Source organism: Rahnella sp. CFA14(1/10), assembly GCF_004195095.1.
Taxonomy (GTDB): domain Bacteria; phylum Pseudomonadota; class Gammaproteobacteria; order Enterobacterales; family Enterobacteriaceae; genus Rahnella; species Rahnella perminowiae.
On record NZ_SEWS01000004.1, the window covers coordinates 402553 to 417594 of the forward strand.

A 15042-nucleotide genomic window follows, 5' to 3' on the forward strand; every position below is an offset into this window, starting at 1 on the left:
AGAAAGCGAAAAGTAGTGGGTGACAAAATCATAGCTTTCAATTGATTACTCTCGAAATAGCCTGCGGTACTGCCGCATCATGCCGTCGTCGTCACAGGAGTGCATATTCAGGATGTTTTCTCGCGTTTTTGCCAGTGTGCTGTGCCTGCTGAGTCTCAGCGCACAAGCCGAAGTCATACAGGACAGCTACGCATTCGCCATATTAGGCGAACCCAAGTATGTCTCAAACTTCACCAGTTTTGACTACGTCAATCCTGCCGCCCCGAAAGGCGGTCAGATTACCCTGGCGGCTATTGGTACCTACGACAACTTTAACCGCTTCGCATCACGCGGTAATCCGGCGGTACGCAGCGGATCGCTTTACGACAGCCTGTTCACGACGTCAAGCGACGAAATCGGTAGCTATTATCCGCTGATTGCCGACTCAGCCCGTTATGACAGTCAGTACCGCTGGGTCGAAGTCGATATCAATCCGCGTGCACGTTTTAACGACAATACGCCAATTACCGCCAGCGACGTGGCCTTCAGCTTTCGCAAGTTCATGACCGAAGGCGTTCCGCAGTTTCGCGTGGTGTATAAAGGCGTGGAAGTGAAAGCTATTTCGCGCCTGACGGTGCGTATGGTGTTGCCGAAAGCGGATAAAGACATGATGCTCGGTCTGCTGGGCCTGCCTGTTCTGCCGCAGGCATTCTGGGAAAAACATAAATTCAATGAACCGCTGAGTACACCACCGCCGGGCAGCGGCCCTTACCGCATCAGCGATTACAAACTCGGACAGTACATTACCTATTCCCGCGTGCCGGATTACTGGGCTGCCAATTTGCCCGTTAACCGGGGCCGCTATAATTTCGATACCATCCGCTACGACTATTACCTCGACGACAACGTCGCGCTGGAGGCGTTTAAGTCAGGTGCATTCGATTTACGTATGGAAACTTCACCCAAAAAATGGGCATCACAATATCAGGGCGGTAATTTCAGTAAAAACTTTATCATTAAAGCTGATGTGATAAACCAGGCGGCACAGGATACGCGCTGGCTGGCATTCAATATTCATCGCCCGCAATTTGCAGACCGCAAGGTTCGCGAAGCCATCACACTGGCTTTTGATTTTGACTGGATGAACAAGGCGCTGTATTTCGGCGCATACCAGCGGGTGAACAGCTATTTTCAAAATACCGACTACGCGGCGAAAGATTATCCAAACTCTGCAGAGCTGGCCTGGCTTGGGCCGCTGAAAGATAAGATCCCCGCAGAGGTCTTCACCACGCTGTATCACCCCCCGCATTCTGACGGTTCCGGCAATGACCGGACGAATTTGCTCAAAGCCACCGCACTGCTGAAAGAAGCGGGCTGGGAAGTGAAAAACCAGGTGCTGGTAAACAGCAAAACCGGCAAGCCGTTTACTTTCGAACTGTTGTTGCCGGGGGGCGGGAACTCGCAATACGTCTTGCCGTTCCAGCATAATTTACAACGGCTGGGTATCAATATGTCTATCCGTGAAGTGGATAACTCACAGTTTGTACGCCGTATGCGCCAGCGTGATTACGATATGATCCCGACGGTTTACCCCGCCACGTCTTATCCGAGCAGTGATTTACAGATTTACTGGAACACCCAATATCTCGATTCGAGCTACAACAAATCAGGCGTCAGCGATCCGGCCATTGACCAGCTGACCGATGACATCGCCGCCAATCAGGGAAAACCCGACGCTTTATTGTCGCTGGGCCATGCGCTCGACCGGGTGCTGACATGGAATATGCTCATGATCCCGATGTGGTACACCAACCACGAGCGCTACGCATACTGGGATAAGTTCTCTATGCCAGCTGTCACCCCGTCCAACGGAATGGAACTTGATACATGGTGGTACGACGTTAACCGCGCAGCCCGTTTACCTGCGCAACGCCGCTGAGGAGCATATTGTGGCCGCCTATTTGTTAAGACGACTGCTTCTGGTGATCCCGACGTTGTGGGCAATCATCACGATTAACTTTTTTATTGTGCAGATTGCCCCCGGCGGCCCGGTTGATCAGGCCATTGCCACCATTGAGATGGGTCAATCCAGCGGTTTGCCGGGTGCCGGCGGTGGCAGCGGAAATGGCAAAGCGTCACCGGGCTTAGCGCAGTTTGGTGAGGGGCAGTACCGTGGTGCGCGTGGCCTGGACCCGGAAGTCATTGCCGAAATAACGCATCGGTTCGGCTTCGACAAACCCCTGCATGTGCGCTATTTCGAGATGTTATCCAATTATGTTCGCTTCAATTTCGGGGACAGTCTGTTTCGTGGCGCATCCGTTATGGGACTGGTGAAAAGTGCATTGCCCGTATCCGTTAGCCTCGGCCTGTGGAGCACACTGATCATCTATCTGGTGTCGATCCCGCTGGGTATCCGCAAAGCCGTGCGCAACGGCACGAAATTCGATACCTGGAGCAGTTCGTTCATCATCATCGGTTATGCCGTTCCTTCTTTTTTATTCGCAATCTTATTGATTGTGTTATTCACCGGCGGCAGCTATCTCGACTGGTTCCCGCTACGTGGCCTGACATCGCCGAATTTCGACACCTTACCCTGGTACGGTAAAGTGACCGATTATCTCTGGCACATCACCTTGCCGGTGCTGGCGACCGTGATTGGCGGGTTCGCAACCCTGACGATGCTGACCAAAAACGCGTTTATGGATGAAATCGAAAAACAATATGTGGTGACCGCCCGTGCGAAAGGGCTGAACGAAAAGCAAATTTTATACCGGCACGTTTTTCGTAATGCGATGCTGCTGGTGATCGCCGGTTTCCCGGCCACCTTTATCAGTATGTTTTTCACCGGTTCGTTGCTGATTGAAGTCATGTTTTCATTACAGGGGCTCGGAATGCTGGGCTACGATGCCATTGTGCAACGCGATTTTCCGGTCATATTCGGCACGTTGTACGTTTTCACCCTGATTGGTTTGCTGCTCAATATCGTCAGCGACATCACTTACACCCTGGTCGACCCGCGTATTGATTTTGAGGGCCGCCACTGATGAATATAAAACTCTTTAAGCTGGGCACCATCAGCCAGGCACGTTGGGCACGTTTCTGTCAGAACCGTCGCGGCTTCTGGTCACTGTGGATTTTCATGGTGATGCTGGTTCTGGTGCTGTTATCCAATGTGCTGGCGAATGACAAACCCCTGCTGGCGCGCTATCAGGGGCACTGGTATGTGCCCTTTATGGTCAGTTACAGCGAAACGACATTTGGCGGCGCGCTGGAAACGCCAGCCGATTATCAGGATCCGTTTGTTGTGCGCCAGATCGAAGATCACGGCTGGGCGCTTTGGGCACCGGTTCGCAGCAGTTATAGCTCCATTAATTTTTCCACTGCACAGCCCTTCCCTTCCCCGCCATCCGCGCAGAACTGGCTGGGCACCGACAGTAACGGGCACGATGTACTGGCGCAAATTCTCTACGGGCTGCGGATTTCGCTGTTCTTTGGCATTTTATTGACGATGATAACCTCCGTAATTGGCATTATGGTCGGTGCCACGCAGGGTTATTACGGCGGATTAATCGATTTGCTCGGGCAGCGCTTTATCGAAATATGGTCGAGCATTCCGACTCTGTTCCTGATTATTATTCTGGCCAGCGTGATTCAACCCAACTTTTGGTGGCTGCTGTTGATCACCGTGCTTTCCGGCTGGATGATGCTGGTCAGCGTGGTGCGTGCCGAATTCCTGCGCACCCGAAACTATGATTACGTCCGCGCTGCCCAGGCAATGGGCGTCAGCGACCGTGCCATCATGTGGCGTCACATGCTGCCTAATGCGATGGTCGCCACACTGACTTATTTGCCGTTTATTCTTTGCGGCTCGATCACCACGCTGACATCACTGGATTTCCTCGGTTTCGGCCTGCCGCTGGGCTCGCCATCTTTGGGCACATTGCTGATGGAAGGTAAGAATAACTTGCAGGCACCCTGGCTTGGGATCAGCGCTTTCGTGGTGCTGGCCGCGCTGCTGTCATTATTGATTTTCATTGGTGAAGCCGTTCGTGATGCCTTCAATCCGTCCGCACACCACAATGAGGTGCTCTGAAATGACAGACGCTGCGTTATCCGCCCCGTTACTGCAAATCAAAAACCTCAGCGTCGCCTTCCGTCAGGGAAAACAGCAACGTGAAGTCGTCAGTAGTGTGTCGCTCGATATCCGTGCCGGCGAAACGCTGGCGCTGGTCGGTGAATCCGGTTCAGGGAAAAGCGTAACGGCGCTGTCAGTATTGCGTCTGCTGCCCTCAGCGGCGGTTTATCCGCAGGGTGATATTCTGTTTGCCGGTCAGTCCTTGCTGCAAGCCAGTACCGGTACATTGCGCCAGATCCGCGGCAACCAGATTGCGATGATTTTTCAGGAACCGATGGTGTCGCTCAATCCGCTGCATACCATTGAAAAACAGCTGACCGAAGTGCTGACGCTGCACCGTAATCTCCGCGGTGACGCGGCGCGCACTGAAATATTGCGCTGTCTGGATCGGGTTGGTATCCGGCAGGCCGCCTCGCGCCTGCGGGATTTTCCGCACCAACTTTCCGGTGGTGAACGCCAGCGCGTGATGATTGCCATGGCGGTGCTGACAAGGCCGAAGCTGCTGATTGCCGATGAACCCACCACCGCGCTCGACGTGTCCGTGCAGGCACAAATTTTATCCCTGCTCGATGAACTTAAGCAGGAAATGGGGATGGCAATGCTGTTTATCACCCATAATCTGCGCATTGTGCGCCGTCTGGCGGACACCGTAGCGGTAATGCAAAACGGGCGTGTGGTTGAGCAACAGCCGCGAACCGCGCTGTTCAGTCAGCCTCAGCATTCTTATACACGCCAGCTGTTACAGGCCGAACCCCAGGGGCGTCCGCAGCCGCTGAAGGGCAATCCCCCTGTTCTGCTGGATGTGAAAAATCTGGATGTCGGCTTTCCCGTCAAACGCGGTCTGCTACGTCGCACGGTCGGCATCAAACACGCGGTAAATCAGATCAGTTTCCAGCTCCGTCGCGGAGAAAGTCTCGGTGTTGTGGGCGAATCCGGTTCGGGAAAAAGCACCACCGGGCTGGCATTGCTGCGTTTGCTCAAATCGCAAGGCGAAATATGGTTTGACGGCCAGCCGCTGCATGCCTTCTCACGCAAGAAAATGCTGCCGTTCAGAAGCCGGATTCAGGTGGTGTTTCAGGATCCTTTTTCTGCGTTAAATCCACGTTTTACCGTCGGGCAAATCATTGCTGAAGGTTTACGGGTACATCGCGCCGTCAGTGAACAGGAACGCGATACAGAAGTGATCCGCGCAATGCAGGAAGTCGGGCTGGATCCGCAATCCCGCTACCGTTACCCGACTGAGTTTTCCGGCGGCCAGCGTCAGCGTATCGCGATCGCCCGCGCATTAATTTTACAGCCGGAAATGCTGATACTTGATGAGCCCACTTCGTCGCTGGATAAATCGGTTCAGGCACAGATTCTGACCATTTTAAGTCAGTTACAACAACGCTATGGTCTGTCGTACCTGTTTATCAGCCATGATTTACACGTGGTGCGGGCTTTATGCCATCAGTTGATGGTTTTGCGAAACGGAGAAGTTATTGAGCAGGGAGAATGTGAACAGATTTTTACTGCACCGCAAGAGGCTTACACCCGCACATTGCTGGCCGCATCAGAGGCTTTCGATATCCAGCCCTGACTCGCGGGGGGAAGACGCCGGAATGCATTATGATGCCGGCGTGTCAAAAAGGATAAAGTGCAGTCACAGATTCTGCGATGGCTGCGCCGATATTTTTCAGGCAACAGAGCGTTGCACTTTCATCTTCCCGATGAACGAATAAACAAGGCTCACCGTCAATTTCTACAATCGCCGCTTTAACCTGTATATCTTCCAAAGCCTCGGTCAGCTGATGCATCACCTGCCAGGCGAATTCACCTTCATGACTGAGTAATTTAAGGCCGATCAGATTGTTATCTTCATCATTACCAGGCAGCGGAATCGGTTCAACTTTAATCCCCGTAAAACCTGATAACCAGCGATAACTTTGCGGCAAACGATGTACTACCGAAAGTTGGATATTATTCACGTGGTTCCCCAGACAATGATTCATGCAAATCATTTACATCATGTTTTTACAAAATAGCTACAACAGCACTGTTTAAGTTATAGCCGACAGGCGGCACTTTGCCCACTCAACGCCCAAATAATTAACATTAAATTAACGTTATTGGATACAAAATGACAAACTGTCGTTATTTTTATCTCTGCTCCCGGACATACTGAGATGCAGATCTCATTTTGGCTTATTTGTAACCTTTTCCGCCTTTATTCACAACCATTTTAATCATTTGATGCTACTTTCCGTTACTTATTTATTTACATTTAATATACAAATCAGGCAGTCAATACCTTCATCTTTATGCAATAACTTCATATACATCAAAAGTATAGAAAAATAAGAACGACCAAACGTAACGAGGCGATGGTTAATTTCACTTTGAAATGAACCAGATGGTTACATTTTTTAGCGTCGCGCATCATACGTTAAAATCTGGATCTAATGTTAATTAATCAGCACAATTTGTTTGCACAAATCCCTCTTCTCTGGCTTATCATCCGCACCGTTATAAATGGTATACCCTACCGGGACCGACATCAGCAGAACTTAACCCGCTGATAAATCTCGTGTTACGCAAATTATAATAAAAACCAGATAAGCGAACTCCCTGCCTTTTGGCAAAAACCCATTCCCAGCGAGAAAGAGATGGAAAACGATCCTTCAATCATTGGAAGTAACACCACCGAAAATGGAACCGGTTTCAGTCGTCGAGAACTTCTAAAAGGTCTGACATCAGCCATGGTGGCAACGACCCTGCTCGGCTTCCCGTTCCTGAGCCAGGCGGAGAAAGAAACCGCCACACAGGATCCGGTCATCTTCGGCCAGTTCTATCTGGTCTCACAGGCCATCACTGAGCACAGGAATATCAGCGAGGGTTCTTCTGCGCAGATTTTCAACGCTTTTTACCGCTCACAACCTGACTTCCCTGCGCAGGTCAGCAAGTTACATGCGCTGGTGAAACCGGGCCAGGCGGCAAAAGATTTGCAGGAAGTGGCGAAACAGAATGGCCTTGGTGAACTGGTGACCCGCATCGTTACCGCCTGGTACACTGGCACGGTTGGACATGGAACCGATTCCATTTTGATTGCCTATAAAGACGCGCTGATGTATCGCCCGGTCAGTGACGGCCTGATTGTGCCTACATACTGCGGTAACGGTCCGCTGTACTTCACCGCAGCGCCTCCTGCCGCAGCCATGCCGGAATCCATGAATGCAGATCGTTTTACCCATCCTTCTGAAACAAACGTTGTGAGCAAAGCCTGATGAAAAAACCAGAATTTACGGCAGACGGCGATGCGTCTGCTGATGTGATTGTTGTCGGTTCCGGCATCGTAGGCGGCATGATTGCCGATCAGCTGGTCAGCCAGGGATATTCTGTTCTGGTACTGGAAGCGGGTTTGCGCATTGAACGTGCTCAGGCCGTTGAAAACTGGCGCAATATGCCCTTTGAAAACCGGGCCGGTTCTGATTTCCAGGGGCTTTATCCGCAGTCGGAAAAAGCGCCCGCGCCACTGTATTTCCCGGAAAATAATTACGTCCATCTGACCGGGCCAAGCGCCAGCAGTTTCAAACAGGGTTATCTGCGCACTGTTGGTGGCACCACCTGGCACTGGGCCGCGTCCTGCTGGCGTCATGTTCCCAACGATTTCAAAATGAAAACCTTGTACGGCGTGGGTCGTGACTGGCCAATTTCTTATGATGAACTTGAACCTTATTACTGCCGCGCTGAAGAAGAGATTGGCGTTGCCGGCCCGAATGACCCCGAGTTGCAGTCACCGTCTGAGCGCAGCAAACCCTATCCGATGGAGCAGGTGCCTTACGGTTACGGCGATACCCGTTTTGCTGAAATCGTGAATCCGCACGGTTACCGCTCCGTGCCTATTCCGCAAGGTCGCAGCACCCGCCCGTGGAATGGCCGTCCGACGTGTTGTGGTAATAATAACTGTCAGCCGATTTGCCCGATTGGTGCAATGTATAACGGAATTGCGCACGTCGAACGCGCTGAGAACAAAGGTGCCGTGGTTCTGGCTGAAGCGGTGGTCTACAAAATTGACACCGATGAAAACAACAATGTGACGGCTGTTCACTGGCTGGATAATCAGAAGAAATCGCATAAAGCGACCGGTAAAGTCTTCGCGCTGGCCTGTAATGGTATCGAGACACCGCGCCTGTTGCTGATGGCCGCCAACGAAAAAAACCCGAACGGTATTGCTAATTCGTCTGATCATGTGGGTCGTAACATGATGGATCACTCCGGTTTCCACTGTACCTTTATCGCCAAAGAGCCGCTGTGGATTGGTCGTGGCCCGGCGCAGAGCAGTTGTCTGGTAGGGCCGCGTGACGGCGATTTCCGCAAAGATTATTCCGCCAACAAAATGATCCTCAACAATATCAGCCGTGTGATCCCGGCAACGTCCAAAGCGTTGCAGATGGGGCTGGTGGGTAAAGAGCTGGATGAAGAGATTCGCCGTCGTGCGATTTTCGGCGTAGATCTTTCCATCAGCCTTGAGCCGTTACCGGATCCGGATAACCGCCTGACACTCAGCACCACACGTAAAGATCCCCACGGTTTACCTTGCCCGGACATTCATTACGATGTCGGGGATTACGTGCGTAAAGGCGCAGAAGCCGCTCATAAACAACTCGAGCATATCGGTTCCCTGTTTATGGCCGAAGAATTTAATATCACTACCAGCCTGAATGCTAATAACCACATTATGGGCGGCACCATCATGGGCAGTGATCCGAAGGATTCCGTGGTGAACGGCAACTGTCGTACACATGACCACGCTAACCTGTGGTTACCGGGCGGCGGTGCGATCCCGTCTTCCAGTGTGGTAAACAGTACGCTGACCATGGCTGCGCTGGGTCTTAAAGCCGCCGATGACATGGCGAAAAAACTGGCAGGTGCCGCATGAAGACACTTCTCACCGTCTGCCTGCTGAGCGCCGCCTCCGCAGGCTTTACCGCCTGCGCCACGGCAGATGAAACCCAGGCTGCGCTGATCCGTCAGGGCCAGGAAGTGGCCACAGCAGCTGACTGTCAGGCCTGTCACACTGCGCCGGAAGGGGGAAAACCTTTTGCCGGTGGTTATGAAATCCACTCACCGATGGGCACGATTTATACCACCAACATTACGCCATCGAAGCAGTTCGGTATCGGCAACTATACTGAAGAACAGTTCGTCCGCGCAGTGCGTGAAGGCGTTCGTCCTGATGGTGCCAATCTTTATCCGGCCATGCCTTATACCTCTTACAGCCATATGAGCGATGCCGACATGCACGCGCTGTATGTTTACTTCCTGCAAGGGGTAAAGCCGGTCGAGCAACCGAATGTTGAAACCGCCCTGCCGTTCCCGTTCAGCATGCGTATTGCCATGGCGGGCTGGAACATGATTTATCTCGACAGCACGCCGTTTAAGCCGGATACATCGAAAAGTGAGCAATGGAACCGCGGTGCGTATCTGGTCAACGGTGCCGGTCACTGCGATACCTGTCATACGCCACGTAACCTGATGATGGGTTCTGTGACCGATCAACCGCTGGCAGGCGGCATGGTCGGCCCGTGGTATGCCCCCAATATCAGTTCGGATCCGGTCAGCGGTATTGGCAACTGGTCGCAGGCTCAGCTGGTGGAATACCTGAAAACCGGCCGCACCGCCGGGAAAAACCAGGCTGCGGGCGGTATGGCAGAAGCCGTTCAGAACAGCCTGCAATACATGTCGGACAGCGACCTGAACGCGATCGCCTTCTACCTGAAAAACAGCACGCCGGTTCGCGACCCGCGTGATACGCAGGCGGCGGACACCTTCGGTAAACCGGTGAATGTGGAAGAAGGTTTACGCGGCGCACATCCGTTTAATGCGAATAAAACCATCGACAACGGCGCAGCGTTGTTCAGTGGTTATTGCGCCAGTTGTCATCAGCCGGATGGCTCAGGCAGTGAAAATCAGGCTTATCCGTCGCTGTTCAATAATACCGCGACCGGCATGGGCAATGCGTCGAACCTGATTTCAGCCATCCTTTACGGCGTGGATCGTCAGGTCGGTGACCACCATGTGCTGATGCCGAAATTTGGCGTGGGTTCGTATGTCGGTCAGCTCGATGATCAGCAGATTGCTGACATCTCCAACTACGTGCTAAAGAACTACGGTAACGCAGCCATTCAGGTCAGTGCGCACGATGTCGCGGTGTTACGCGCCGGCGGCCCGGTCACATTGCTGGCAAAACTACAGCCGTTCATGGCGCCGGCGATGGTGGCCGGGGTGATTGTACTGCTGGTGCTGATTTTCTGGCTCGGCCGGAAACGCAAAACGAAAGTGGCGTAATCCGCAGACTGAAACGCAAAACGGCCCAAAAGGGCCGTTTTTTTGGGTCCGAACGGCAGAAAGGAGGCTAAAACTACCCTCTTCCCACCAGCGGCATAGCACTCGCCATCACGGTCATGGTCAGTACGTTGGTGTCGAGCGGCAAACCGGCCATAAACGCCACGGCCTCGCCGACGCGTTCCACCGGGATAACCGGTTCTTCAGCAATATGTCCGTCCGCCTGCATCCTGCCTGCCAGCGCTTTATTCCCCATATCCGTTGCTGCATTGCCGATATCAATTTGTCCGCAGGCAATATTAAAGGCACGTCCGTCCAGCGCGGTTGATTTCGTCAGGCCGGTGATCGCATGTTTACTGGCAGTATAGGGTGCGGAATTCGGCCTCGGTGACTGCGCCGAAATCGAACCGTTGTTGATGATACGCCCGCCCTGCGGCGACTGGCGTTTCATCAGCTTAACCGCCGCCTGCGTACACAAAAATGCACCGGTCAGATTGGTATTGATCACCGACAGCCAGTCTTCTACCGGCAGTTCGTCAATGGGTACATCCTTCACGTTATTACCGGCATTATTGAATAACAAATCCAGTCGTCCGAAGGTTTCCTGAATATCTTCAAACAGTGCGGCGACCGATTGCGGACGGGTCACATCCAGCTCACGGGCTACCGCCTGTCCCGGCGCAAACAACGACACAGCCTGCTCCAGTTTTGCCTGATTACGCCCGGCCAGTATCACTTTAAATCCGATAGCTTCCAGCGCTTTTGCAGCACTTAACCCGATGCCGCTCCCGCCGCCTGTCACTAATGCAATTTTGGTGTCTTCAGTGCTCATTTCAGCTCCTTCTACACAGCGGCCAGCATACCGCCATCAATAAACAGCAGATGTCCGTTGACAAAATCAGAGGCTTTGGATGACAGATAGACTGCACCGCCGACCAGCTCTTCCGGATTGCCCCAACGTGCGGCCGGTGTGCGTTTGCACAGCCATTCTGAGAATTCTTTGTTGTCTACCAGCGCCTGTGTCATGTCGGTTTTGAAATAACCCGGCGCGATTCCGTTCACCTGAATATTGTAGCGCGCCAGCTCAACGCACATGCCCCGGGTCAGCATTTTTACCGCGCCTTTCGATGCCGCATAAGGTGTAATGGTGTCACGCCCCAGTTCGCTTTGCATCGAACCGATATTAATGATTTTGCCGTGCCCGCGCGGGATCATGTAACGCGCCACCGCCTGCGACACCAGAAATACGGATTTCTGATTCACGGCAATGACATCGTCCCAGTCTTTTTCCGGAAACTCGGTGAATTTATGGCGGCGCTGGATCCCGGCGTTATTTATCAGTACATCAATGGGCCCGATGGTGCTTTCGATATGCTCAATCGCCTGATTCACCGCCTGACTGCAGGTGACATCAAACGACACCGCATGGGCAATAAAGCCCTCTGCCCGCAGGGCTTCAGCGGCCTTCTGCGTTGATTCCTGTTGGGTGCCGTTGATGATAATTTCTGCACCGTGCTGCGCCAGCCCTTTCGCCAGCAGGAAACCCAGACCGCGCGTCGAGCCGGTAATCAGAATCTTTTTATTATCCAGTGAGAAGAGATTTGTCATGACGTTGGCCTTATTGAATGCTGATTTAAAAAGTTAGCTTCACTACACCGGTTTACTCTGCGCTAAACTGTGATGCAGATCACCTGCCGGAATGTTAAAAAACCCTGTTACTCCCGGTGTGATCATCATCATTTTGGTAACAATCTCCGGCACTTTCTGTTTCAATAATCAGGACTATTTGCAGGCCCAACCAGGAACTTTCCGCATGAGAAACCAGCGCGTGACATTACAGGACATCGCCCAACTGGCGGATGTCACGAAGATGACGGTGAGCCGTTTTCTGCGCACGCCGGAAAAGGTGTCTCCTGAAACCCGTGATCGCATCACGAAGGTCATGGAAGAGGTGGGATATCCGCTGGAAGAAGCCCGCGGACCGGCCAGAGCGCCGCGTATCGGCATTTTAGTGCCGTCGTTTAACAACCAGATTTTCTCGGACTTACTGGCGGGCATTGAGTCGGTCACTTCCGCGCAGGGCTTTCAGACGCTGGTAGTCAATTACGATTACAGCAAAGAACGCGAGGAAGAACACATCATCAATCTGCTCGGTTATCAGCTGGCCGGATTGATCCTCACTGATTCCGTGCATACGCTGAAAGCCGATAAGTACCTGAATGCGGCAGAAATTCCTGTGGCCCAGGTGATGGATCTCGACGACCCGCACGGGCGCATCGCCGTCGGTTTTGATAATCAGCAGGCGGGTTATGATATGGCGAATACCTTGCTCGCCAGCGGCAAAGAACATGTGGTGTATTTCGGTTCGATGTCTGACGCCCGTGACCAGAAGCGTTATCAGGGTTACAGCCGCGCCATGAATGAACGCGGACTGACGCCGGTGCATATCACGCCGAATAAAGTGTCGTCGGTATCTATCGGTGCGGGCATGCTGGCCATGGCGCGTCAGTTATATCCGCAGACCAACGCGATTTTGTGTACCAATGACGATATTGCCGTCGGCGTGTTACAGGAATGTATCAAACTGCGGATCCGCGTCCCGCAGGATATGGCAATTTCCGGTTTTCACGGGCTGGATATCGGTCTGGCAACCACACCATTATTAGCCAGCGTTATCACTCCGCGCTTTGAAATGGGGAAAGTGGTGGCGGAGATATTGCTTAAAAAAATCAGAAACCTGCCCACGATCGAACGCGTGGATTTGCATTACCGGATCTCCCTCGGCGGCACCATTTAACTCTCCTTTTCCCTCTATTTCCCCCCTGCGGACCTGCACACAAACTCCGGTGCAGGATCACGTAAGTGGTAACACCTTTTCTTAACATAATTCAACGTGACGTCTGTCACGAAATACTTTCCTCAAAATGCTTTTATTAAGTCATCGCCGAAAGACGAGATATTTAATAAAACGTCGCATTGAACATGCTCTAAATAATTCAGATTACAGGAAGGCGGCAAGAGCGTTAATCCCCGGGAACTGAAACAAGTCAGTGACCGGCGTTAGCGGGTGCGGACAACGCATCTGTAGCCTGAAGTATGACGAGCATCACCGAGGAGCACAGAATGGATAATAAGATTCCTAAGGCACGCTGGCTGCGCGTAATAACGCCAATTCTTATTGCTTGCATTATTTCCTTCATGGACAGGGTCAATATTAGTTTTGCTATGCCTGGCGGCATGGATGCTGAATTAGGAATTACCGCTTCAATGGCCGGTCTGGCCGCCGGTATTTTCTTTATCGGGTATTTATTCCTGCAGGTTCCGGGCGGCAGTCTGGCAGTACATGGCAGCGGACGAAAATTTATCGCCTGCTCTCTGGTTGCCTGGGCAATTATTTCGATTCTGACCGGTGTGATTACGAATCAGTATCAGCTGCTGTTCCTGCGCTTTGCGCTGGGTGTGGCAGAAGGCGGGATGCTGCCGGTCGTGCTGACGATGGTCAGTAACTGGTTCCCCGATAAAGAACGTGGCCGCGCCAATGCTTATGTGCTGATGTTCGCCCCGCTCGGCGGAATGATCACCGCGCCGCTGTCGGGTTTTATTCTGGATACGCTCGACTGGCGCTGGTTGTTCATCATTGAAGGGGCATTATCTTTTGTCGTGATGCTGTTCTGGTGGTTTACCATCAGCGATCGGCCTGAAGAAGCAAAATGGCTGTCTGAGCGTGAACGCGACTATCTGATTACCGAGCTGAACCGAGAACGCGAAGCCCTGAGAGCCCTGGCACCGGTGAATAACGCCCCGCTGAAAGAAGTGTTCCGCAACCGGTCTATCGTCAAACTGATCATTATTAATTTTTTCTATCAGACCGGGATTTACGGCTATACCCTGTGGCTGCCCACCATTCTGAAAAACCTGACCGGCGGAGATATGAGTTCAGTGGGTATGCTGGCGATTATCCCTTACGTGGGCACTATGTTGGGGATCCTGGCGATGTCCGTGCTGTCGGATAAAACCGGTAAGCGCCGTATGTTCATTGCCCTGCCGCTGTGTGGTTTCGCAGCCTGTCTGGCGGCATCTGTCGCATTCGGCCATAACATCATGGCGGCATATGGTTTCCTGGTCGGTGCCGGTTTCTTCCTGCAAGCCGCAACCAGCGCCTTCTGGACGATTCCGGGCAAAGTCACCACGCCGGAAGTCGCAGGCAGTGCGCGTGGTGTGATAAATGGTCTGGGGAATCTGGGCGGATTCTGCGGTCCGTATCTGGTCGGCGTGCTGGTCAGCCTGTACGGTCAGAGCACCGCGATCTACGCGCTGGTGGCATCCTTGCTGATTGCCGCAGCGGTCACGACGTTGCTGCCAAAAGAGTGCGATATGGCGCTCGTGCCGGGGGCAAAAGCCAAAGCCATGGCAGACGAATACGCCCGCGCTAAAGCGGCGCGACGGGTTCAGGGAGTGAAAGCGGAAATGGTTTAATACTCAAGCTCCCACATGAAGCAGAGAAGACCGTTTTGGTTTTGCTCCTCCCCCTGCGATGAACTGAACCCCGAATGTTGGGAGGGGGTTTTAAGAGCTAACACCTTGTCAAACCACACTTTTCCTTT

At 52.7% G+C, this 15042-nt stretch carries 12 protein-coding genes; 9 read left to right on the forward strand and 3 right to left on the reverse strand.

What is annotated here, in order from left to right:
• Positions 1-112: 112 nt before the first annotated feature.
• Genes EVX52_RS10800 through yejF form a run of 4 tightly spaced genes read left to right on the forward strand, consistent with a single transcriptional unit; the run spans position 113 to position 5693 of the window.
• Positions 113-1918, forward strand: a complete 1806-nt coding sequence (locus EVX52_RS10800) for an extracellular solute-binding protein (protein WP_129952385.1) — start codon at positions 113-115, stop codon at positions 1916-1918.
• Between the two features lie 10 nt (positions 1919-1928).
• Positions 1929-3023: a microcin C ABC transporter permease YejB gene (gene yejB, locus EVX52_RS10805; RefSeq protein WP_129952384.1), complete on the forward strand. Its 1095-nt coding sequence runs from the start codon at positions 1929-1931 to the stop codon at positions 3021-3023.
• The gene (locus EVX52_RS10810) at positions 3023-4072 is read left to right on the forward strand and encodes an ABC transporter permease (RefSeq protein ID WP_165383709.1); all 1050 of its coding nucleotides are present in this window, start codon (positions 3023-3025) and stop codon (positions 4070-4072) included. The genes yejB and EVX52_RS10810 overlap by 1 nt, the downstream gene beginning before the upstream one ends.
• Position 4073: 1 nt before the next feature.
• A complete protein-coding gene (yejF, locus tag EVX52_RS10815) occupies positions 4074-5693 on the forward strand; it encodes a microcin C ABC transporter ATP-binding protein YejF (RefSeq protein WP_129952383.1) in 1620 nt (539 codons plus the stop codon).
• A gap of 43 nt (positions 5694-5736) precedes the next feature.
• Here yejF and EVX52_RS10820 read toward each other — a convergent pair whose 3' ends face one another.
• Entirely contained in the window at positions 5737-6081 is a 345-nt protein-coding gene (locus EVX52_RS10820; RefSeq protein ID WP_129952382.1) for a YejG family protein, read from the reverse strand.
• Between the two features lie 678 nt (positions 6082-6759).
• Between EVX52_RS10820 and EVX52_RS10825 the strand changes: the two genes are divergently transcribed.
• Genes EVX52_RS10825 through EVX52_RS10835 form a run of 3 tightly spaced genes read left to right on the forward strand, consistent with a single transcriptional unit; the run spans position 6760 to position 10441 of the window.
• Positions 6760-7377: a sorbitol dehydrogenase family protein gene (locus EVX52_RS10825; RefSeq protein ID WP_129952381.1), complete on the forward strand. Its 618-nt coding sequence runs from the start codon at positions 6760-6762 to the stop codon at positions 7375-7377.
• Positions 7377-9032 carry a GMC family oxidoreductase gene (locus EVX52_RS10830; protein WP_129952380.1) on the forward strand — a complete coding sequence of 552 codons (1656 nt, stop codon included), beginning with the start codon at positions 7377-7379 and terminating at the stop codon, positions 9030-9032. The genes EVX52_RS10825 and EVX52_RS10830 overlap by 1 nt, the downstream gene beginning before the upstream one ends.
• A complete protein-coding gene (locus tag EVX52_RS10835) occupies positions 9029-10441 on the forward strand; it encodes a c-type cytochrome (protein WP_129991265.1) in 1413 nt (470 codons plus the stop codon). The genes EVX52_RS10830 and EVX52_RS10835 overlap by 4 nt, the downstream gene beginning before the upstream one ends.
• A 73-nt stretch (positions 10442-10514) precedes the next feature.
• Here the strand turns inward: EVX52_RS10835 and EVX52_RS10840 are convergent, their stop codons facing one another.
• On the reverse strand, positions 10515-11270 hold the full coding sequence (locus EVX52_RS10840) for an SDR family oxidoreductase (protein WP_129952378.1): 756 nt from the start codon (positions 11268-11270) through the stop codon (positions 10515-10517).
• Positions 11271-11281: 11 nt separating this feature from the next.
• Positions 11282-12046 (reverse strand): gluconate 5-dehydrogenase, encoded by a 765-nt coding sequence (gene idnO / locus EVX52_RS10845; protein ID WP_129952377.1) that lies wholly within the window; start codon positions 12044-12046, stop codon positions 11282-11284.
• 205 nt (positions 12047-12251) lie between these two features.
• Here idnO and EVX52_RS10850 point away from each other — a divergent pair, with 205 nt between their 5' ends.
• The gene (locus tag EVX52_RS10850) at positions 12252-13235 is read left to right on the forward strand and encodes a LacI family DNA-binding transcriptional regulator (protein WP_129952376.1); all 984 of its coding nucleotides are present in this window, start codon (positions 12252-12254) and stop codon (positions 13233-13235) included.
• A gap of 326 nt (positions 13236-13561) precedes the next feature.
• Complete coding sequence (locus tag EVX52_RS10855; protein ID WP_129952375.1) at positions 13562-14914, forward strand: MFS transporter; 1353 nt, start codon at positions 13562-13564, stop codon at positions 14912-14914.
• The last annotated feature ends 128 nt before the right edge of the window (positions 14915-15042 follow it).